The sequence below is a fragment of the Ruegeria hyattellae genome, from assembly GCF_041537925.1.
Lineage (GTDB): Bacteria > Pseudomonadota > Alphaproteobacteria > Rhodobacterales > Rhodobacteraceae > Ruegeria_C.
The window spans coordinates 246,824-265,271 of the sequence record NZ_JBGOSH010000001.1 but is presented as its reverse complement, the minus strand read 5'-3'; the positions used below and the strand labels follow the sequence as shown (position 1 = coordinate 265,271).

The following is an 18,448-nucleotide window of genomic DNA, read 5'->3' as shown; positions in this document are numbered from 1 at the left end:
CAAATCCCCTATCTTGCTGAAAAGCAAGAAGAACGGACATGACCAACACAGAACTGGAATTGCGTGAGAGACGCGCAACCGAAGACATGTTGAATGCAAAGATGTCTGTGAGCAAGATCGCGACCGAGCGCCGCAGTTTGGATTTTCCCTTTGGGGCGGGGAAAAGCCTGGATTGCTCCAGACACTACGCAGCATGGGGTATCGAGGACAATCGGGAGGCGCATGGCCGACCCTCTGCCTTCTACAGTGACAAACACACGGTTTTGCGGTTTGCGCAGCGAGGCGCAAATCAGGTCACGGCACGATCCAATTCAGCCGGGCGCTGGTCAAGTTAACCCTTGCACCAGGGGTGGCAGGCCGAGCCGGACTTGTTGTCGGAAATCCTGTGTTGGCGCGGCGAGCGCTAGGTCGGCCAGCAACTGTCGCCTTCCTATGACCGGTGGCGGATCATTCTGGAAGAGAACGAGATCACGAGTGACCTGATTGGCAAATATGTGGACAGCTGCAAATTCACGGATTGAGGTTGGAATTCCGCTGGAAAGGTGCGTTTCTCCCCTACTCTGCTATCGACAAGCATAAGCGCGTGATCCATGCGCCGGTCTCCGAGAACAAAACTCTCGCTGTCGTGCTGGAACACATCAAGATCGAGCGATAAAAACTCTGCCGGAATAGCGAAGCGTCGGCAAACAGCGCGCATGTTACACGCCAACGAGGCGTCCAAACACGGGTTTGAATTCATTCGCCAACCGGAAACGCAAGCACGCCCGCGCAGCCAGCCAGGGCACCGATGTTTGCGGCACCAACACTCCTACCGTTCCGCTTCAATGCGACATTTCTACTTTGTAGAGCCGGTGACATTGTAACCTGGTTGCAACAATAAAATGCGGCAGGGCGTCCTGCCTGTTTCAGTAAAACGCTTGCAGACCGGTTTGTGCGCGGCCCAGGATCAGTGCGTGGACGTCGTGGGTGCCTTCATAGGTGTTCACCGTTTCAAGGTTCACCATGTGGCGGATCACCTGGAACTCCAGGCTGATACCATTGCCGCCATGCATGTCGCGGGACTGACGCGCGATCTCCAGCGCCTTGCCGCAATTGTTGCGCTTGATGATCGAGATCATCTCGGGCGCGGCATTTGCCTCGTCCATCAGTCGCCCGACCCGCAGGCTGGCCTGCAGGCCCAGTGCGATCTCGGTCTGCATATCGGCCAGCTTGCGTTGGAATAGCTGGGTCTGCGCCAGTGGCTTGTTGAACTGCTTGCGGTCCAGCCCGTATTGCCGCGCGCCGTGCCAGCAGGCCTCGGCCGCGCCCATCACACCCCACGAAATGCCATAGCGCGCGCGGTTGAGACAGCCGAACGGTCCCTTGAGGCCCTGCACATTTGGCAACAGAGCATCCTTGCCAACCTCGACGCCGTCCATCACAATCTCGCCGGTGATCGAGGCGCGCAGCGACATCTTGTTGCGGATCTTTGGCGCGCTTAATCCCGGCAGTCCCTTGTCCAGCACGAAGCCGCGGATTTTGCCGTCATGAGCGTCGGATTTGGCCCAGACCACAAAAACATCCGCGATCGGCGCGTTGGAAATCCACATCTTGGTGCCGGTAAGGCGATAGCCGCCCTCGATCTTTTCGGCGCGCGTGGTCATGCCCGCCGGGTCTGACCCCGCATCGGGTTCGGTCAGGCCGAAACAGCCGATAAACGCGCCGCTTGCCAGCTTTGGCAGGTATTTTCGGCGCTGGTCTTCGCTGCCATAGGCATAAATCGGATACATCACTAGCGAGCTTTGCACCGACATCATCGAGCGATAGCCACTGTCCACCCGCTCGATCTCGCGGGCGACGAGACCATAAGAAACATAGCCGGAGCCCAGCCCGCCATATTCCTCGGGGATAGTGATGCCCAGCAGCCCCATCTCACCCATTTCGCGAAAGATGCCCGGATCGGTAACTTCGGACTCGAAGGCTTCGGTTACGCGCGGTTGTAACTTGCCTTGCGCATAGGCGCGCGCGCTTTGCGCAATCATGCGCTCGTCTTCGGCCAACTGATCGTCCAGACGCAGCGGGTCCTCCCAGTTGAAGGACCCCAGATCCGGTGCATCCTTGGGCTTGAGCGATGGCGTGGCGACGGGGGCGTTCATGGCGGGTCTCCAATACGGGTTTGGGGCAAAAATAACGTGCGCGCGGCGCAAAAAACAGCGATAAAACTGCATCGTTACGTGAGAATTTCGCATAGATGACCCCTGCCCGCCGTTTGATTCCCTCGCTGTCCGCCTTGCGCGCGCTCGAAGCGCTTGATCGTCTCGGGTCGGCCTCGGCCGTGGCCGAGGAAATGGCGCTGACCCAGAGCGCCATTTCGCGCCAGCTCCAAGGGCTGGAAGAGCAATTGGGTGTTACGCTGATCCGGCGGGACCGGAAACGTCTGTCGTTGACCTCGGCAGCGGCGGACTATGTCGTGGAGGTTCGTGCAGCCCTGAACCAAATTGCCCAGGCGTCGATACAATTGCAGGTGCAGCCCACAGGCGGCAGTCTGAACCTTGCGATCCTGCCCACATTTGGGATGCGCTGGCTGGTTCCGAGATTGCCGGAATTCACGCATCTGCACCCCGATATCACGGTCAACCTGTCCACCCAGCTCAGACCGTTCAGCTTCGATGTGGAACCCTTTGATGCGGCGATACATTTTGGTCAACCGGACTGGCGGGGCACCGAGGCGCTTTTGCTGAAGACAGAACGGGTTGTGCCGGTGGCCGTGCCCGGTTTGATCGCCGCGGCTCCTGATGATCCGGCGGATCTGCTGAAACTGCCTTTGCTGCATATTCAGACCCGGCCCAATGCCTGGCAGGACTGGTTCGCGAACATGGGCGTTGCGGTGTCGCCACCCCTTCCCGGCATGATCTATGATCAGTTCTCGACCATCACACAGGCCGCTCTGCACGGGCTGGGCGTTGCCCTGATGCCGGAATATCTTGTCGAGCAGGAACTGGCGACGGGACGGCTTGTGCCGATGCATCATCATTCGGTCGAGGCAAATGGTGCCTATTACCTGATCTGGCCGAGAACCGGCTCCGAGGACCCGGTTCTGAAGCAATTCCGTGACTGGCTGGCGCAAAAGGCGCAACCCGAGGATGACCTGCCGCGCTAGGGTGTCAGCCCAGAGCGTAGCCGGCGCCGCGTACAGTGCGCACCGGGTCTGTCCCGCCATGCTGCGTAAGCGCCTTACGCAGCCGCCCGATATGCACATCCACGGTCCGCGTATCCACATAGATGTCGCGGCCCCAGACCCGGTCCAGCAATTGCTCTCGGCTCCAGACGCGACCGGGTTTTTCCATGAAGGTACTCAGCAGCCGAAACTCGGTCGGGCCCAGTTTCAGCGACTTTTTCGCGCGGCTGACCTTGTGGGTTTCGGCATCCAGAACGATATCCTCGAATTCAAGCCGCAGCCCGACCGTCGAGGGGCGCACACGGCGCAGCTGGGTGCGGACGCGTGCCATCAGCTCGGCCACCGAATAGGGTTTGACCACATAGTCATCCGCCCCGGTCTCCAGCCCGCGCACCTTGTCGACCTCCTCGGACCGGGCCGAAAGCATGATGACCGGGATACCGCGCGTGTCGGGACGGATCTTGAGCCTGCGGCAGACCTCGATCCCGCTGAGATTGGGCATCATCCAGTCCAGAACGATGATGTCGGGATTGTCCTCTTCCACCAGCAGCAGTGCGTCTTCACCATTCTCGGCCTTGACGACACGGAACCCCTCGGCCTCCAGATTATAGCCCAGCACTTCGCGCTGGGCCGGTTCGTCCTCGACCACCAGAACGGTTGGTTGTGTAGCGGCAGATGCCATGAACCCGGTCCCTTATGCAGTCAGTGAGGTGGTATCGGCTTTTGGACGTGCCTCGTCGGGGCGTTCGCCGGTGACGAGATAAACGACCTGCTCGGCAATGGATGTGACGTGATCGCCCATCCGTTCGATGTTCTTGGCGATGAAATGCAGATGCATGCACGAGGTGATGCTGCGCGGCTCTTCCGCCATGAAGGTCAGGAATTCGCGGAACAGCGCATTGTACATCTGGTCAACCTCGCGGTCGCGCTCGATCACGTCGGCGGCCAGTTCGGCGTCACGCTGGATATAGGAATCGAGCGCGTCTTTCAGCATCCGTTCCACCTCGCGCGCCATGCGGCGCAGGGCGGCGGCACTGTCATTGACCGGCGGCACCGTGATCAGCACGGTGTTCCGCTTGGCGATGTTCTTGGCATAATCGCCGATCCGTTCCAGATTGCCCGCGACTTTCAGCACTGACAGCACCAGCCGAAGGTCGATCGCCGTGGGCGCGCGCAGGGCGATGAGCCGCGCGGCTTCCTCGTCGATCACCTCTTCCAGCGCATCGATGGCCTTGTCTTCCGCCCGTACTTTCAGGGCCAGTTCCTCGTCGCGTGTTTCAAGCGACGTGGCCGAGGCGCCGATCGCCGCTTCGACCAGCCCGCCCATTTTCATGATATGCGCTTGGATCGACTCGAGTTCGCGGTCGAAGGCGGATGCGATATGTTGTTCCGTCATGGTCATGCCCTTGCTTAGCCGATGCGCCCGGTGATGTAGCTTTCGGTCCGCGGGTCCTGCGGATTGGTGAAGATCTGGCCGGTCTCGCCGAACTCGACAAGGTTGCCCAGATGGAAGAATGCGGTCTTCTGGCTGACCCGCGCGGCCTGCTGCATCGAGTGAGTTACGATCACCACCGAGTAGCGCTGGCGCAGCTCGTCGATCAGTTCCTCGACCTGCGCGGTGGCGATGGGGTCGAGTGCCGAACAGGGCTCGTCCATCAGCAGAACCTCAGGCTCGGTGGCAACAGCGCGGGCAATGCACAGGCGCTGCTGCTGGCCACCCGACAGGCCGGTGCCCGGTGCATCCAACCGGTCCTTGACCTCGTTCCAGATGGCAGCACGGCGCAGGGATTTCTCGACGATCTCGTCCAGTTCCGACTTGGTTCTGGCAAGCCCGTGGATGCGCGGGCCATAGGCCACATTGTCATAGATCGACTTGGGAAACGGGTTGGGTTTCTGGAACACCATGCCCACCTTGGCGCGCAGTTGCACCGGATCTACCCGCTTGTCATAAATATTCTCGCCATCCAGCAGGATGGTGCCCTTGACGCGGCAGATATCGATCGTGTCGTTCATTCGGTTCAGACAACGCAGAAATGTCGACTTGCCACAGCCCGACGGGCCGATGAAAGCGGTGACCGTCTTGTCGCCTATGTCCACGTTCACATCTTTGATGGCGTGGGTGTCGCCATAATGGACCTGTACGTCGCTGGCGGTGATCTTGGCTTTGTCCGTCTGCACGGATCTGTCCACTCGTGACATATCGTTCATATCGTGCCCCTCCATTACCAGCGGCGCTCAAAGCGGCGACGCAGGATTACGGCCACAGTGTTCATTGTAACAAGAAAGATCAGCAGGATGATAATCCCGCCCCAGGCGCGTTCATAAAACGCCGGGTCGGCCCGCTTGGCCCATTCATAGATCTGCGCGGGCATGGCCGAGTTCGGCGATAGCAGCCCGCTCGCCACGCTGTCGGGGGCGTTCGAGGCGATGAAGCCTACCATGCCGATCAGCAGCAGCGGTGCGGTTTCTCCCAACGCCTGCGCCAGCCCGATGATGGTGCCGGTCAGGATACCGGGCGCAGCCAGCGGCAGCACATGGTGGAACACCGATTGCATCTTCGAGGCCCCTACTCCAAGGGCAGCATCCCGGATGCTTGGCGGCACCGCCTTCAGCGAGGCGCGAGTTGAGATAATGATGGTGGGCAACGTCATCAGCGTCAGCACCAGACCACCCACCAGCGGCGCGGACATCGGCAGGTGCATGTAGTTGATGAAAACTGCCAGGCCCAGGATACCAAACACGATGGACGGCACCGCCGCGAGGTTCGAGATGTTGACTTCGATGATATCGGTGATCCAGTTCTTGGGCGCAAACTCCTCCAGATAGATCGAGGCGGCCACACCGATGGGCAGCGCCAGCGCCAGAACCACCAGCATCATGAAGAGCGAGCCGATCATCGACACCCCGATCCCCGCGGCCTCGGGCCGCTGGTCAGAGGCATCCGCGCCAAAGATGAAATCCAGATTGAAGGATTTGACGATCACGCCATCGGCAACCAGTTGATCCACGAAATCCAGCTGTGCGGGCGAGATCGACTTGTCATTGGCGATGCTCTCGCGGCTGACCCGCCCCTTCATGTAGCCATCGACGCGGGAATTGGCGAGGAAGCGGAATTGAACCGTCTCTCCGATCTTGTCGGGGTTGGCGATGACATAGTCGCGCAGCTGCGCCGCCGCACTTTTGGACAGGATCGCCGCCTGGTCCTTGGCTGACAGGTCGGTCTGGATACCCAGCTTCTCGACCTCTTTGCCGATTGCGTCCTTGATCAGCGGCGCATAGCCGAAGGTCGAGACTTTCTTGATCTCATCCAGATTACGGTTGCCGTTTTTGTCCAGCTTGTCCTCGGCCAGCGTCACCTCCAGCGTGATGAAGGTCTGTGTGAACGCCCCGGTGCCACGGCTGACAATGTTGTAGACCAGCGTCACCAACATCAGCAGGCCAACCGCGATGGCAAGGATGCCATATATCTTGAACCGGCTTTCCGCCCGGTTGCGCTTCACGGTGCGTGCGTCCTGCAACAGCAGCGATCCGGGGCGCTTGGCGGCGCTACCCTGACTGATATCGGTCATTCGTACTGCTCCCGGTATTTGCGCACGATGTAAAGCGCCAGAATGTTGAGGCCCAGCGTCAGGACAAACAGGGTCAGACCCAGCGCAAAGGCCACCAGCGTTTCGGGGCTGGCAAAATCGGTATCCCCGGTCAACTGGCTGACAATCCGTGTGGTGATCGTAGTCATCGATTCCAGTGGGTTGAGCGAAAACTTCGCGATCGCGCCCGCCCCCATCACAACGATCATGGTCTCGCCGATGGCACGCGAGGCGGCCAGCAGCACCGCCCCTACGATGCCGGGCAGTGCTGCGGGCAACACAACCTGACGCACGGTCTCGGATTTGGTCGCGCCAAGCCCCAGCGAGCCGTCGCGCATCGCCTGCGGCACCGCATTGATGATGTCATCGGACAGCGAGGATACGAAGGGAATCAGCATGATGCCCATCACCACGCCCGCCGTCAGGACCGAGGTTGCCCCGGCCATCCATTCAACACCCAGCAGCCCTCCCTTGCCAAAGAAATCCACCAGCATCGGTCCAATGGTCAGCAGGGCGAACAGACCGTAGACGATAGTGGGGATGCCGGCGAGGATCTCCAACAGCGGTTTTGCAAAGCTGCGGGTTGCGTTGTTGGCGTATTCCGCCAGATAGATTGCCGCGAACAGCCCGACCGGCACCGCAACCAGTAGCGCGATGAACGAGATGAACAGCGTGCCCCACAGAAGCGGCAGGATCGACAATTCCGAGTCGCCCCTGAAATTCGGCGCCCAGGTGCCGCCGAAAAAGAAATCCTTCCACGAATGCAGGCCGAAGAAATTCATCGTCTCGAACAGCATCGAGAACACGATGCCGATCGTGGTCAGGATCGCCAACGACGCCGCCAGGATCAGTAGAACCAGAATGCCCCGTTCCACCACGTTGCGCGCCCGAAAGTCCTTGTGGGTTCGTGCATAGGCCACCGCAAGACCGGCAACCGCCAGCAGTGCGACAACAACTGTCATCGCATGCGCGCCGGTTGTGGTCATCTGCCGGTACCGCTGCGCCGCCTGCAGAACCTCGGCCCGGACCTCGGAACCAAGCGCGACGCCAACCTCTCCAAGCCGCGCGCGGATATCAGTTCCTTCTGCGTGCAGAGAATTTGATTCCTCCAGCGTCATCGCGCCTTGCGCGACTGCGATGTCCAGACCGCTGGCCACTCGGCGTACATCGGACATGACCAGACCAAGGGTCGAGTCCTCGGGAATGGCGTCCCCGGGGATCATTCCCGAAACCGAGCTTTCGATGATCATCGGCTGCGCCAGCAACCAGATGATCAGAACTCCTAAGGCCGGGACCAGCGCGGCAAAGGCGACGTTCAGCCCGTAATAAATCGGCAGCGAGTGCAGGGTTCGAATGTCGCCACCCGCAGATTGCAGGGCGCGGTGGCGGCCCAGCACATAGCCGGTGGCGGCAAGAACAAGCACAGAAACAACCAGCCAGAGTGTCGGCATCGGGTCATATTCCGTAGTCGAAGGAAAGGGAAGAGCCGGGGCGGTCAGCCCGCCCCGGTCTGATTACGTGGAAGCAACCCGTTCAGGAATTGCCGCCCAGAACCGCCTCGTCAGCGACCGCGCCCTGGGTGTCGCCCAGCTTGGGGTCCGACACCAAACCATATTCGGCCAGCGGGCCGTCGGGGCCTGCAACCTCGTCAGCGACGAAGAATTCGGCATATTCCTTGAGGCCGGGGATCACGCCGATATGGGCTTTCTTCACGTAGAAGAAGAGCGGGCGCGAGACCGGGTATTCGCCGGTTGCAATCGACTCGGTCGAGGGAACGATGCCCGACATGGTCGCAACCTGCAGCTTGTCGGTGTTGTTCTCGTAGAAGGCCAGACCAAAGACGCCGATACCGTCCTTGTTGGACTCTATCCGTGCCAGCGTCTCGGTGTAGTCGCCGTCAATATCGACCGATTTGCCATCGGTGCGCAGAGCGATACAGGCTTTCTCGGCCGCTTTCCTCTTGGCCTTGTCGCTGTCGCCCTCGGCTGTTGCCAGCAGCGCGTCAAACGCACCGGTGTGCTCACAGCCAGCGAGGATCACCTTGTCTTCGAACACTTCGCGGGTGCCGTGCTTGGTGCCCGGGACAAAGGCCTGGATGTCAATGGCTGGGAAGTTCGGGTTCACGTCGGCCCAGGTCACGTTCGGGTTATCGACCAACTGGCCATCAACCATCACCTTGTCTGACAGCGCCAGGAACCAGTCATCGGGCGTGAATTCATACGAGTTGCCGGCGATGTCGCTGGCAAAGACGATACCGTCATATCCGATGCGCACTTCGATGATGTCGGTCACGCCCGCTTCGGCGCATTTTGCGATCTCGGAGTCCTTGATCTTGCGCGACGCGTTGGCGACGTCGATGGTGTTTTCACCCACACCTTCGCAGAACCGCTTCAGACCCGCCGACGAGCCACCCGATTCCACGACCGGAGTCGGGAAGTCGAAGTTCTCGCCAAAGGCTTCGGCCACGATCGAGGCATAGGGCAGAACCGTCGACGACCCAGCAACCTGAACCTGATCACGCGCGGCAGCAGCAGTTGCCGAAACAGCGGCGATAGCCAGCGCCGAGGCGGAAAGTTTCACAAAGGACATTCCATTCTCCTTGGTAGAGATTTGCAGCGATCACCCCCATGATGATCTCGACGCGGTAGCTAGCCGCCCTGCGTTTGCCTTTTGTGACAGCGATGTAACAGCCGTATGACAATCGGGGTTTTGTGATGAAAAAGTTAATTTGCGTTTATTCGCGCAAGGCGCTGAATTTACTCGGTAACCGCTAATTTCCGGCGGTATTACCTTGCGGTAGGATGACCGTAAACACCGCTCCCTGCCCCAATTCGCTTTCAATCCGAAGCCGCCCGCGATGGCGGTTGAGGATATGTTTGACGATGGCAAGACCAAGACCGGTGCCGCCAAGTTCCCGCGATCTGTGGCTGTCGGCGCGATAGAACCGCTCGGTCAGGCGCGGCAGGTGGATCGGGTCGATTCCCGGCCCCTGATCGGTCACTGCAATGCGCGCCGAGGGCGCACGCAGGGCCGGATCGCGCTCCTGCGCAACAAGCGAGATATCGACCACCCCACCGCTGCCGCCATATTTGATCGCGTTTTCGATGAGGTTTGTGAAGACTTGCCGCAACTGATCGGGGTCGCCTGCGATTAGAACCGGCGCCTCGGGCGTGGTCAGGTTCAGCGCAACGCCAGCCTCTTCCGACAGCGGCTTGAGCGAGTTTAGGGTCGTGTTCAGCAACCCGGTCAGGTCAACCTCTTGGCCGGGCCGCACCCGTTCCTGGCTTTCGACCCGGTTCAGCGAGAGCAGATCGCCCACCAACCGGTTCATCCGGCTGGCTTCGCCCTCCATGATCTGCAGGAACCGTTCGCGGGCGACAGCGTCATCACGCGCCGGGCCGCGCATCGTTTCGATGAACCCCATCAGCGCGGTGAGCGGCGTGCGCAGCTCGTGGCTGACATTTGCGACAAAATCCCGGCGCATCTGCCCGGCCTGCTCCATCGGGGTCACGTCGGTCAGGCACAACAGCGCGCCCAGATCGGGAACATACCGGCATGAGACATCATACCTGACATCCTGCGCGCCTTCACTGGTCAGCAAGCGCGTCTGCGTTGCCTGCTGGCGCTTCAGACATTGTTCCAGCGCGTCGATCACCGGGGGTTGGCGCAGGATGGTGGCGAAATGCCTGCCAATGATCTGCCGCCCCAGCATGGCCTGCGCCTCGGCATTGGCACCGATGATCCGCTCGGAGCGATCGACGATCAGCGCCACCAGCGGAATGGCCGAAAGGAACCCGCGGATGGTCTCGTCGGAGGGCGTGGTCATCCGCCGGTCGCCTCAGCGATGGCCTGGGTGAAGACTGCCTTCAGCACCTCAGGGTCCTCCAACCCGACCGAGACGCGAAAGAACCCTTCGGTCAGGCCGCGTGCGGTGCGGTCCGCGACGCTCAGCGCGCGGTGCGAGGATGAAGCGGGATGCGACAGGGTGGTGCCGACATCGCCCAGCGTTGGCGCAAAACTCAACCCGTCCGCCGCCCGCGTGAAGGCGTTGGCCGCGGCGCGGCCGCCGTCGAGCTCAAAGCTCACCATGTTGCAGCCCTGCCCGTTCAGCAACTGCATGGCGCGGGCATGGTCGGGGTGATCAGCGCGTGTCGGGTAGAGCACCCGTTTAACACCCGGCAGTGTTGCAAGGTGATCGGCCAGCATCGACGCGCTGGCCTGCGCCCGGTCAAACCGCAGGTCAAAGGACAGCATACCGCGCTCGGCCAGCCAGCAATCGAAGGGACTGGGGGTCAGACCGGTTGTGACCGAAAACACGCGCATCCGGTCGCTCAGCTCAGAGTCGCGCGCTACAGCATAGCCCAGCATCACATCAGAATGCCCGGCCAGCAGCTTGGTGATCGAATGCAGCACGATATCCGCACCATGCTCCAGCGGCCTGAATGCGCGCGGCGTAGTAAATGTGTTATCCACCGCCAGCAGGATATCGCGTTCTCGACACAGCGCCGCCAACCCCTGTATATCGGCCACATTCAGCGCCGGGTTTGACACGACCTCAACCAGGATCATCCGCGTCTCGGGCCGAACCGCTGCCGTCATCGCCGCGATATCGCCGGAATCCGCCAAAGTTGTCGCAATCCCCAGACGTGGCAGATCCTCACCCATAAGACGCAACGAGCGACCATAGAGCTGGCTACCACCAATCACGTGATCTCCGGCCGAGAGCAGGCCCATCAGCGCCGCCGTCACAGCCCCCATGCCAGAGCCCATCACGACGCCGCCACTGGCACCTTCCATCGCGTCCAGCCGCTTGGAGACCACGTCGGCGTTGGGATGACCTTCGCGCGAATAGGTATAGCCCTGCACGCGGCCATCATACTGATCGTCCAGCGCGTCGGGCGTGTCCGAGGCATAGACGACCGAGGGGCTCAGCGGAGTCGCAACCGGTCGGCTGGCGCTTTCGGGCAGTGGGTCAGGGCGGATGATCGAGCCTTTAGCGTTCCGGTTCATGTGACTTCGACCAACCCATCGCGGAAGCGTCGCATGTTCTTCTGGTAAACCAGCGCGCTTAACGTCAGTTTCTGCGCCGCCGCCTCGTCAAGCTGGCGTACCACCTTGCCCGGCGCGCCCATCACCAACGAATTGTCGGGGATGACCTTGTTCTCGGTGATCAGCGCCCCGGCCCCGATCAGGCAGTTCCTGCCGATCTTTGCGCCGTTCAGCACCGTGGCACCCATCCCGATCAGGGAGTTGTCGCCGATGGTGCAGCCATGCAGCATGACCTTGTGGCCGATGGTGCAGTTCTGGCCGATACTCAGCGGATAGCCCGGGTCGATATGCATGACCACGTTTTCCTGAACATTGCTGCCCGCGCCTACGCGGATTTCTTCATGATCGGCCCGCAGGGTGCTTCCGAACCACACCGAGGCCCCCTCCTCCAGCACCACCTTGCCGATCAGATGCGTGCCCGGTGCGACCCAGGTGTCTTCGTGGATTTCAGGCGCGTGACCGTCCAGCGCATAGAGTGTCATGTAAGCTCCTCGAACTGGGTTTGCAGATTGCGCACATGGGATTGCAGCGAGGGCTGCTGAATGCGGCGCATCCGTTCGGCGCCGATGATGGTCTTTAACCGCTCTTCGGTCTCGTTCAGATCGTCGTTGATCAGCACGTACTCGTAATAACCCCAATGGCTGATCTCGTCCCAGCTTTTCAGCATTCGCTTGCCGATCACATCCTCGCTGTCCTGCGCGCGCGACTCCAGCCGGCGTCGCAGCTCGCGGATCGAGGGCGGCAGGATGAAGATCGACAGCGCGTGTTTTCCCAGATCGGAGTTGCGGATCTGGATTTCGCCCTGCCAGTCAACGTCGAACAGCACGTCGTTTCCGGCATTGATCGCTGCGCGCACCGGATCTGCGGGTGTGCCATAGAAATTCCCGAATACATGGGCGTGCTCCAGCATCCCCCCATCAGCGACGGTCTGTTTGAAGCCGTCCTCGCTCATGAAATGGTATTCGCGCCCGTCCTGCTCTCCGGTGCGTGGCGCGCGGGTGGTGGCCGAGACCGAGAATTGCAGCCCGGTGTCCCAGTCCATCAGACGCCGCGCCAAGGTTGATTTCCCCGCACCCGAAGGCGAAGAGAGGATGATCAGAAGCCCGCGTCTGTTGGTCATTTCGACGGTCCCTTATTCGACATTCTGTACCTGTTCGCGCATCTGGTCGATCACCGCCTTGAGGTCCAGCCCGATGGCGGTCAACTCGGTATTCTGCGATTTCGAGCAAAGTGTGTTGGCCTCGCGGTTGAACTCCTGCATCAGGAAATCCAGCTTGCGCCCCACAGCGCCGCCTTTGGTAACCAGATCGCGGGCGGCCTTACTATGAGCGCCGAGGCGGTCGATCTCTTCGGTCACATCGGCCTTGACCGTGAGGATCGCCAATTCCTGCGCGACCCGGTCCGGGTCGGCCCCATCGGTGTTTTCCAGAACCTTGGCCAAATTGGCTTTCAGCGTGTCAGTCATGGCCTCTTTGCGGGCCTCGGCGACCCCCGCGGCCTGTGTGGTCAGCTCTTCGATCCGGGTCAACTGCCCGTCTAGCACCTCGGCCAGGGCAGCGCCTTCGGTGGCCCGCATCTGGACGAAGGCCTGCACCAGCGCCGCGAACTCCGATTTCAACTGCGCGATCAGCGGGGTCAGATCCTCTTCGCCCGCGCTCGCGTCCAGAATACCGCGCACCGACAGCAGGTCGCTGGCCTTTGACGGGGCAAACGTGATGCCACGCGCCATCGCCTCGACCTCGATCTCGTGCAGCGCATCCAGCGTGGCGGACAGGACATCGTGGTTGAGCGACAATGCCGCGCTTTCCTCGCTGCGGCTGAGGCGGAGAGACAGAGTAATATTGCCGCGCATGACCGATTTCGCTAGCATCGGCCTCAGGGCGGCCTCCAGCCCGTCCAGCCAGTCTGGCACTCGCAGCCGCAGGTCGAGTCCCTTGGCATTGACGCTGCGCAATTCCCAGCTCCAGGCGAACGGCGCGTGTTCCCCCTTGCTGGAGGCGAACCCGGTCATCGACTTGATCATCACATTCCTCAACTGCGGCAGGTCGTTGCACCTAATGGCAATCCCCACCCCAGAGCAAGCCCCGAGCGGCGCGAAATGCTGCTTCGAAGCGGCTTGAGGCACGCGTCTAGCAAGGCGTTTGGTCCGCCCCGCCAAACCAAGAAGGCCGGGCGTGATGCCCGGCCTTTTAGGATTTGTCTGTGTCAGCCCTCAGGCGCGGCGGCGGCGTCCGCCGGCGCGGCCACCCCGGCCCCGGCTTTCTTCTCCGGCTTTCGGCGGGGCTTTGTTGGCCTTGATCCACTCGCCACCATGGGGGTCATTGTTGGTCAGGAAGTTGGCGGCGCGAATGGCCTCCATTTCCTTGCCCGCCCGCGGCAGGGTCGAGCCCATGCCGAAGATCTGGACAAACGCCTCGTCATCCATGCCCTCGGGCAGGATGATGCCTGCCGCTTCGATCTCGGCGCGTTTCTCGGCGATCTTCTTGGGGCCGATGGGCAGCGCCACCGGATTCATGATCGCGGACGTCATGCCCGCCCCCATCGCCATCGGCAGGAAGGCGTTGTTGATGCCATGGCGGTTTGGCAGCCCAAACGAGATGTTGGACGCACCGCAGGTGGTGTTCACGCCCAGTTCCTCGCGCAGTTTGCGCACCAGCGCAAAGACCTGCAGACCCGCGGTGCCCATCGCGCCCACCGGCATCACCAGCGGATCGACCACGATGTCATGGGCGGGAATGCCAAAATCGGCGGCCCGCTCGACGATCTTCTTGGCCACGGCAAAGCGCACTTCGGGGTCTTCGGAAATACCTGTATCGTCGTTCGAGATCGCCACAACCGGTACGTTGTATTTCTTCACCAGCGGCAGGATATGTTCCAGACGCTCTTCCTCGCCGGTGACCGAATTCAGCAGCGGACGCCCCTCGCATATGTCAAGCCCCGCCTCAAGCGCACCGGGCACCGATGAATCGATGCAGAGCGGCACATCCACCAGCCCCTGCACCAGTTCAACGATCTTACGCATCAGCGGCGGCTCGGTCTCGTTGGGGTTGGGGTTGGAGTTATACACAACGCCCGCATTGATATCGAGCACCGTCGCACCCGCCAGAACCTGCGCCACGGCGTCCTTTTCCACCGTCGAGAAATCACCCGCCTCAAGCTCGGCGGCCAGTTTCTTGCGGCCGGTGGGATTGATCCGCTCGCCGATCACGCAGAACGGCTGGTCAAAGCCTATGATCGCGGTTTTCGTTTTGCTCTCTACGATTGTCTGCGTCATGTCAGGCCTTTCACGCCGGGTTTGCGGGGCGGGTGCTGTCCCCGCCGCTTTTGATGGCCCAGTTGGCATTGGTCTTGATGCCGCCAAGCGGGAAGAAATGGACATTGGTGATGTTGAAATCCGGGTTGGCCGCCTTGTATTCGGCCAGTTCGGTGACAACATCGGCCGGCTCGTAGGGCAGCAGCAGTTTGGTCACATCCATCGCCCGCTTTTGCAGGACCTTCAGCGACGGGCCGACACCACAGGCAATGGCGAACTTGATGAGCGTCTGCAGCTTGGCCGGGCCGGCGATGCCGATATGGATCGGAATGTCGACACCCGCCGCCTTGACCGCATTGGCCCATTCGATGATTGGCTTGGCCTCGAACGCGAACTGCGTGGCCAGCGCCATCTTGGCATCGGTGCGCTCAGAGAACTTCTGCTTCCACTGCAGCGCCTCGAAGACGTTCCGTGTCGACCCGTCCGGGTCGATATCCTTGTTGCCCTCGGGGTGACCGGCCACGTGCAGGCGCTTGAACCCGGCCTTGTCGAACAGCCCGGTTTCCATCATCTGCATCGAGCTGTCGAAGTCACCATGCGGTGTGGCGACCCCACCGGCGAGAAGCAGGGCCTGATCGACCCCCGCCTCGCCCTGATACGTGGCGATCCAGTTTTCCAGCGTGGCAGCATCCTTGATGATCCGGGCCGGGAAATGCGGCATAACCGGATAGCCGTCATCCGCCAGACGTTTGGCGGTCTTGACCATGTCCTCGATCGGCGTGCCCTCGATATGGGCGATATAGACGCGAGTGCCTTCGGGCAGCAGCGCGCGGAAGTCTTCCACTTTCTCGGCGGTGCGAGGCATCACCTCGATGGAGTAATCCTGCAGAAAGGTCTCGACACTCGGGTTCACCGGGCCGTTTTCGACCGTGTCGCGTCTCTTGAAGTTCAGCAATGCCATCACGGCCTCCTTAAGGGATTGCAGGCTCACGCCCACCCGTCATTTGCGATCAGCGCCTTGATACGTTCCTGATCAAACTCAGCTTCCAGACGCTGGGCCTCTGCTTCGGCGATCTCGGACGGTTCGCCCTCGACCGGATACGGAGCGGCCTTGCGCCATTCCGCCAGATAGGCATCGGTATCCTTCGCGTTTACCTTCATCGCAGCGCGGTCGATCGCCTGTTCGAACCGCTCTTCAAGCTGACGCTTGGCCCCGCGGCGCCCCTTGCCCACAATAACCTGAGCGGGGATGTCGCGCCAATAGACCACGGTGACGTCTGGCATACCTCTGATTCCTCCTGGCTTCCTGAGCCGCTTCTATCTGCCATTGCGCGGACGGGAAGGTTCGATTTCGACACCTCCCGCTTTCGCAGCGACGTTTCCCTACGCGCGAGGGTAGCGGAGTTTCGATCCCCTTTGCCAGCCATGCCAATCCTCAAATTGTTCATGACCTTCATGAGCGGCTTGCGCCGGGCACTACGCGCACCTATGGTCGAGATAACTCGAAATCGGAGGGCGTGTAGATATGGCGCCCAAGCGTCCCAAAGGTGCGGGCGCGTTCCCGAAAGCGGTCGATACCCCCGCGCCGTCCAGGCCGGATCCCGATGCGCTCTATGCCGCGCTGGATCTAGGCACAAATAGTTGCCGCATGCTGATTGCCCAGCCACTGGGCAGCGGTTTTCATGTGGTGGACAGTTTCTCGAAATCCGTGCAGCTCGGCTCGGGCTTGGAACGTACCGGCCGGTTGTCGCGCTCATCCATGGCGCGCACGGTGCAGGCGATGCGGATCTGTCAGCAAAAGCTCAAGCGCAACGGGGTCAAGCGGATGCGGCTGGTTGCGACCGAAGCCTGCCGCCGGGCCAAGAATTCCCGCGATTTCGTGAGCCAGGTCAAACGCGAGACTGGCCTGTCACTGGAGATCATCAAGCCCGAGGAAGAGGCCCGTCTTGCGGTGATCTCCTGCGCGCCGCTGGTCTCGACCAAGACGGAACAACTGCTGGTCGTCGATATCGGCGGCGGCTCGACCGAGCTGGTCTGGATCGACCTCAGCTCGGTGCCGCGCCGCGACCGACCCGCGGCGATCATGCGGCTCCATGCCGGGTTTCACACCACCGACAGCCCCTTCCCCGCCGCCAAGGTTGTGGACTGGATCTCGGTTCCCTTGGGCGTCGCCACGCTGCGCGACCAGTTCAACGACGTGCATGACGATGCTGCGCGGTTCGCGCTGATGAGCTGGTTTTTCGAGGAAAACCTGGCCGATTTCGCGCCCTACAAGGACGAACAGGCCCGCGAGGGGTTCCAGATTGTCGGCACCAGCGGCACGGTCACAACGGTGGCCGCCTCGCATCTGGGGCTCAAGCGCTATGACCGGACCAAGGTGGACGGGCTGCGCATGACCAGCGATCAGATTGACAAAGTGATACGAGGCTATCTAGACCTCGGCCCGCATGGCCGCCGCAAGGACCCCCGCATCGGCGAGGACCGGCAGGCCCTGATCATGTCCGGCTCGGCCATTCTGCAGGCCCTCCTCCGGCTCTGGCCCACCGACCGTCTGTCGGTCGCGGACCGGGGCCTGCGCGAGGGGCTGCTTTATGCCCAGATGAGCGCGGACGGGGTATTGGAAGACGGACCGTTCTGATGGCAAAAACACCAAGTGGCAAAAACACCTCGGGTCGTGGGCAGCGTGACCTCAAGGTCAAGGTCAAGACTGCACGCGGGCGCAAGCTGAGCTCGACCCGCTGGCTGCAGCGGCAGTTGAACGATCCTTACGTGAAGCGCGCTCAGGCCGATGGTTATCGCGGGCGTGCGGCCTACAAGATCCTGGAACTGGACGACAAATATCGATTTCTGGTGCCCGGCGCGCGGGTGGTCGATCTGGGCTGTGCCCCCGGCGGCTGGTTGCAGATTGCAGTCAAGCGCGTGAATGCTTTGGGCGAGAAATCGGGCAAGGCGGTGGGCACCGTTCTAGGTGTGGACCTGCAAGAGGTCGAGCCGGTTGCAGGGTCCGAGGCCTATGTGCTGGATTTCATGGACGATGGTGCCGACCTGCAGGTCAAGGACTGGCTTGGCGGCAAGGCGGATGTGGTGATGTCTGACATGGCGGCGGCCTCGTCCGGGCACAAGCAGACCGACCATTTGCGGATCATCTCTTTGTGCGAGGCGGCGGCCTATTTCGCCTTCGACGTTCTGGAAGAAGGCGGAACTTTCGTGGCCAAAGTGCTGGCAGGCGGCGCCGAGGGAGACTTGCAGAAGCTGCTGAAACAGAAATTCACCAAGGTGGCGAATGTGAAACCCCCCGCCTCGCGCGCGGACAGTTCCGAGAAGTTCGTGGTCGCCTCCGGGTTTCGCGGTTAGCGGCCCGCCCGCAATGTGTCCAACTCCTCCGAACGACGTTATCAAACC

18 protein-coding genes are annotated in these 18,448 nt (G+C 61.3%); 3 read left to right on the top strand and 15 right to left on the bottom strand.

Annotation, left to right across the window (positions count from 1 at the left end; genetic code table 11):
• Positions 1 to 905: 905 nt before the first annotated feature.
• Positions 906 to 2,135 (bottom strand): acyl-CoA dehydrogenase, encoded by a 1,230-nt coding sequence (locus AB1E33_RS01245; protein WP_372575440.1) that lies wholly within the window; start codon positions 2,133 to 2,135, stop codon positions 906 to 908.
• A gap of 95 nt (positions 2,136 to 2,230) precedes the next feature.
• Between AB1E33_RS01245 and AB1E33_RS01240 the strand changes: the two genes are divergently transcribed.
• Entirely contained in the window at positions 2,231 to 3,139 is a 909-nt protein-coding gene (locus AB1E33_RS01240; protein ID WP_372575439.1) for a LysR family transcriptional regulator, read from the top strand.
• Between the two features lie 4 nt (positions 3,140 to 3,143).
• Here AB1E33_RS01240 and phoB read toward each other — a convergent pair whose 3' ends face one another.
• The 14 genes from phoB to AB1E33_RS01170 all read right to left on the bottom strand — a co-directional run bounded on the left by phoB (position 3,144) and on the right by AB1E33_RS01170 (position 16,330).
• Complete coding sequence (phoB, locus tag AB1E33_RS01235) at positions 3,144 to 3,839, bottom strand: phosphate regulon transcriptional regulator PhoB (protein ID WP_372575438.1); 696 nt, start codon at positions 3,837 to 3,839, stop codon at positions 3,144 to 3,146.
• Positions 3,840 to 3,851: 12 nt separating this feature from the next.
• On the bottom strand, positions 3,852 to 4,553 hold the full coding sequence (gene phoU, locus AB1E33_RS01230) for a phosphate signaling complex protein PhoU (protein ID WP_372575437.1): 702 nt from the start codon (positions 4,551 to 4,553) through the stop codon (positions 3,852 to 3,854).
• Between the two features lie 14 nt (positions 4,554 to 4,567).
• Positions 4,568 to 5,365: a phosphate ABC transporter ATP-binding protein PstB gene (gene pstB / locus AB1E33_RS01225; protein WP_372575436.1), complete on the bottom strand. Its 798-nt coding sequence runs from the start codon at positions 5,363 to 5,365 to the stop codon at positions 4,568 to 4,570.
• Between the two features lie 14 nt (positions 5,366 to 5,379).
• Positions 5,380 to 6,726 (bottom strand): phosphate ABC transporter permease PstA, encoded by a 1,347-nt coding sequence (gene pstA, locus AB1E33_RS01220; protein WP_372575435.1) that lies wholly within the window; start codon positions 6,724 to 6,726, stop codon positions 5,380 to 5,382.
• The gene (gene pstC, locus AB1E33_RS01215) at positions 6,723 to 8,195 is read right to left on the bottom strand and encodes a phosphate ABC transporter permease subunit PstC (protein ID WP_372575434.1); all 1,473 of its coding nucleotides are present in this window, start codon (positions 8,193 to 8,195) and stop codon (positions 6,723 to 6,725) included. The genes pstA and pstC overlap by 4 nt, the downstream gene beginning before the upstream one ends.
• 82 nt (positions 8,196 to 8,277) lie before the next feature.
• On the bottom strand, positions 8,278 to 9,333 hold the full coding sequence (locus AB1E33_RS01210; RefSeq protein ID WP_372575433.1) for a substrate-binding domain-containing protein: 1,056 nt from the start codon (positions 9,331 to 9,333) through the stop codon (positions 8,278 to 8,280).
• A gap of 181 nt (positions 9,334 to 9,514) precedes the next feature.
• On the bottom strand, positions 9,515 to 10,570 hold the full coding sequence (locus AB1E33_RS01205) for an ATP-binding protein (RefSeq protein ID WP_372575432.1): 1,056 nt from the start codon (positions 10,568 to 10,570) through the stop codon (positions 9,515 to 9,517).
• Positions 10,567 to 11,754, bottom strand: a complete 1,188-nt coding sequence (locus tag AB1E33_RS01200) for a trans-sulfuration enzyme family protein (protein ID WP_372575431.1) — start codon at positions 11,752 to 11,754, stop codon at positions 10,567 to 10,569. The genes AB1E33_RS01205 and AB1E33_RS01200 overlap by 4 nt, the downstream gene beginning before the upstream one ends.
• Positions 11,751 to 12,275, bottom strand: coding sequence for a gamma carbonic anhydrase family protein (locus AB1E33_RS01195; RefSeq protein ID WP_372575430.1), 525 nt, complete (start codon positions 12,273 to 12,275; stop codon positions 11,751 to 11,753). Before AB1E33_RS01195 ends, AB1E33_RS01200 begins: the two co-directional genes overlap by 4 nt.
• Positions 12,272 to 12,913: a guanylate kinase gene (gene gmk, locus AB1E33_RS01190; RefSeq protein WP_372575429.1), complete on the bottom strand. Its 642-nt coding sequence runs from the start codon at positions 12,911 to 12,913 to the stop codon at positions 12,272 to 12,274. The genes AB1E33_RS01195 and gmk overlap by 4 nt, the downstream gene beginning before the upstream one ends.
• Before the next feature lie 12 nt (positions 12,914 to 12,925).
• Complete coding sequence (locus tag AB1E33_RS01185) at positions 12,926 to 13,816, bottom strand: YicC/YloC family endoribonuclease (protein WP_372575428.1); 891 nt, start codon at positions 13,814 to 13,816, stop codon at positions 12,926 to 12,928.
• Positions 13,817 to 14,005: 189 nt separating this feature from the next.
• On the bottom strand, positions 14,006 to 15,067 hold the full coding sequence (locus AB1E33_RS01180) for a methyltetrahydrofolate cobalamin methyltransferase (RefSeq protein ID WP_372575427.1): 1,062 nt from the start codon (positions 15,065 to 15,067) through the stop codon (positions 14,006 to 14,008).
• 10 nt (positions 15,068 to 15,077) lie between these two features.
• Positions 15,078 to 16,007: a methylenetetrahydrofolate reductase gene (locus AB1E33_RS01175; protein WP_372575426.1), complete on the bottom strand. Its 930-nt coding sequence runs from the start codon at positions 16,005 to 16,007 to the stop codon at positions 15,078 to 15,080.
• Between the two features lie 26 nt (positions 16,008 to 16,033).
• A complete protein-coding gene (locus tag AB1E33_RS01170) occupies positions 16,034 to 16,330 on the bottom strand; it encodes a virulence factor (protein ID WP_372575425.1) in 297 nt (98 codons plus the stop codon).
• Positions 16,331 to 16,571: 241 nt separating this feature from the next.
• On the opposite strand from AB1E33_RS01170, the gene AB1E33_RS01165 reads away from it, so the two are divergent.
• Both AB1E33_RS01165 and AB1E33_RS01160 read left to right on the top strand, forming a co-directional pair.
• Entirely contained in the window at positions 16,572 to 17,684 is a 1,113-nt protein-coding gene (locus AB1E33_RS01165) for a Ppx/GppA phosphatase family protein (RefSeq protein ID WP_372575424.1), read from the top strand.
• Positions 17,684 to 18,400, top strand: coding sequence for an RlmE family RNA methyltransferase (locus AB1E33_RS01160; protein WP_372575423.1), 717 nt, complete (start codon positions 17,684 to 17,686; stop codon positions 18,398 to 18,400). The genes AB1E33_RS01165 and AB1E33_RS01160 overlap by 1 nt, the downstream gene beginning before the upstream one ends.
• The last annotated feature ends 48 nt before the right edge of the window (positions 18,401 to 18,448 follow it).

Excerpts from the sequence above, each read along its gene's own strand:
- AB1E33_RS01240 (WP_372575439.1), top strand. The coding sequence starts at position 2,231 with ATGACCCCTGCCCGCCGTTTGATTCCCTCGCTGTCCGCCTTGCGCGCG.
- AB1E33_RS01175 (WP_372575426.1), bottom strand. The coding sequence starts at position 16,007 with ATGGCATTGCTGAACTTCAAGAGACGCGACACGGTCGAAAACGGCCCG.
- AB1E33_RS01185 (WP_372575428.1), bottom strand. The coding sequence starts at position 13,816 with ATGATCAAGTCGATGACCGGGTTCGCCTCCAGCAAGGGGGAACACGCG.
- gmk (WP_372575429.1), bottom strand. The coding sequence starts at position 12,913 with ATGACCAACAGACGCGGGCTTCTGATCATCCTCTCTTCGCCTTCGGGT.
- pstA (WP_372575435.1), bottom strand. The coding sequence starts at position 6,726 with ATGACCGATATCAGTCAGGGTAGCGCCGCCAAGCGCCCCGGATCGCTG.
- phoU (WP_372575437.1), bottom strand. The coding sequence starts at position 4,553 with ATGACGGAACAACATATCGCATCCGCCTTCGACCGCGAACTCGAGTCG.
- AB1E33_RS01210 (WP_372575433.1), bottom strand. The coding sequence starts at position 9,333 with ATGTCCTTTGTGAAACTTTCCGCCTCGGCGCTGGCTATCGCCGCTGTT.
- AB1E33_RS01205 (WP_372575432.1), bottom strand. The coding sequence starts at position 10,570 with ATGACCACGCCCTCCGACGAGACCATCCGCGGGTTCCTTTCGGCCATT.
- pstC (WP_372575434.1), bottom strand. The coding sequence starts at position 8,195 with ATGCCGACACTCTGGCTGGTTGTTTCTGTGCTTGTTCTTGCCGCCACC.
- AB1E33_RS01170 (WP_372575425.1), bottom strand. The coding sequence starts at position 16,330 with ATGCCAGACGTCACCGTGGTCTATTGGCGCGACATCCCCGCTCAGGTT.
- phoB (WP_372575438.1), bottom strand. The coding sequence starts at position 3,839 with ATGGCATCTGCCGCTACACAACCAACCGTTCTGGTGGTCGAGGACGAA.
- AB1E33_RS01160 (WP_372575423.1), top strand. The coding sequence starts at position 17,684 with ATGGCAAAAACACCAAGTGGCAAAAACACCTCGGGTCGTGGGCAGCGT.
- pstB (WP_372575436.1), bottom strand. The coding sequence starts at position 5,365 with ATGAACGATATGTCACGAGTGGACAGATCCGTGCAGACGGACAAAGCC.
- AB1E33_RS01245 (WP_372575440.1), bottom strand. The coding sequence starts at position 2,135 with ATGAACGCCCCCGTCGCCACGCCATCGCTCAAGCCCAAGGATGCACCG.
- AB1E33_RS01200 (WP_372575431.1), bottom strand. The coding sequence starts at position 11,754 with ATGAACCGGAACGCTAAAGGCTCGATCATCCGCCCTGACCCACTGCCC.
- AB1E33_RS01165 (WP_372575424.1), top strand. The coding sequence starts at position 16,572 with ATGGCGCCCAAGCGTCCCAAAGGTGCGGGCGCGTTCCCGAAAGCGGTC.
- AB1E33_RS01180 (WP_372575427.1), bottom strand. The coding sequence starts at position 15,067 with ATGACGCAGACAATCGTAGAGAGCAAAACGAAAACCGCGATCATAGGC.
- AB1E33_RS01195 (WP_372575430.1), bottom strand. The coding sequence starts at position 12,275 with ATGACACTCTATGCGCTGGACGGTCACGCGCCTGAAATCCACGAAGAC.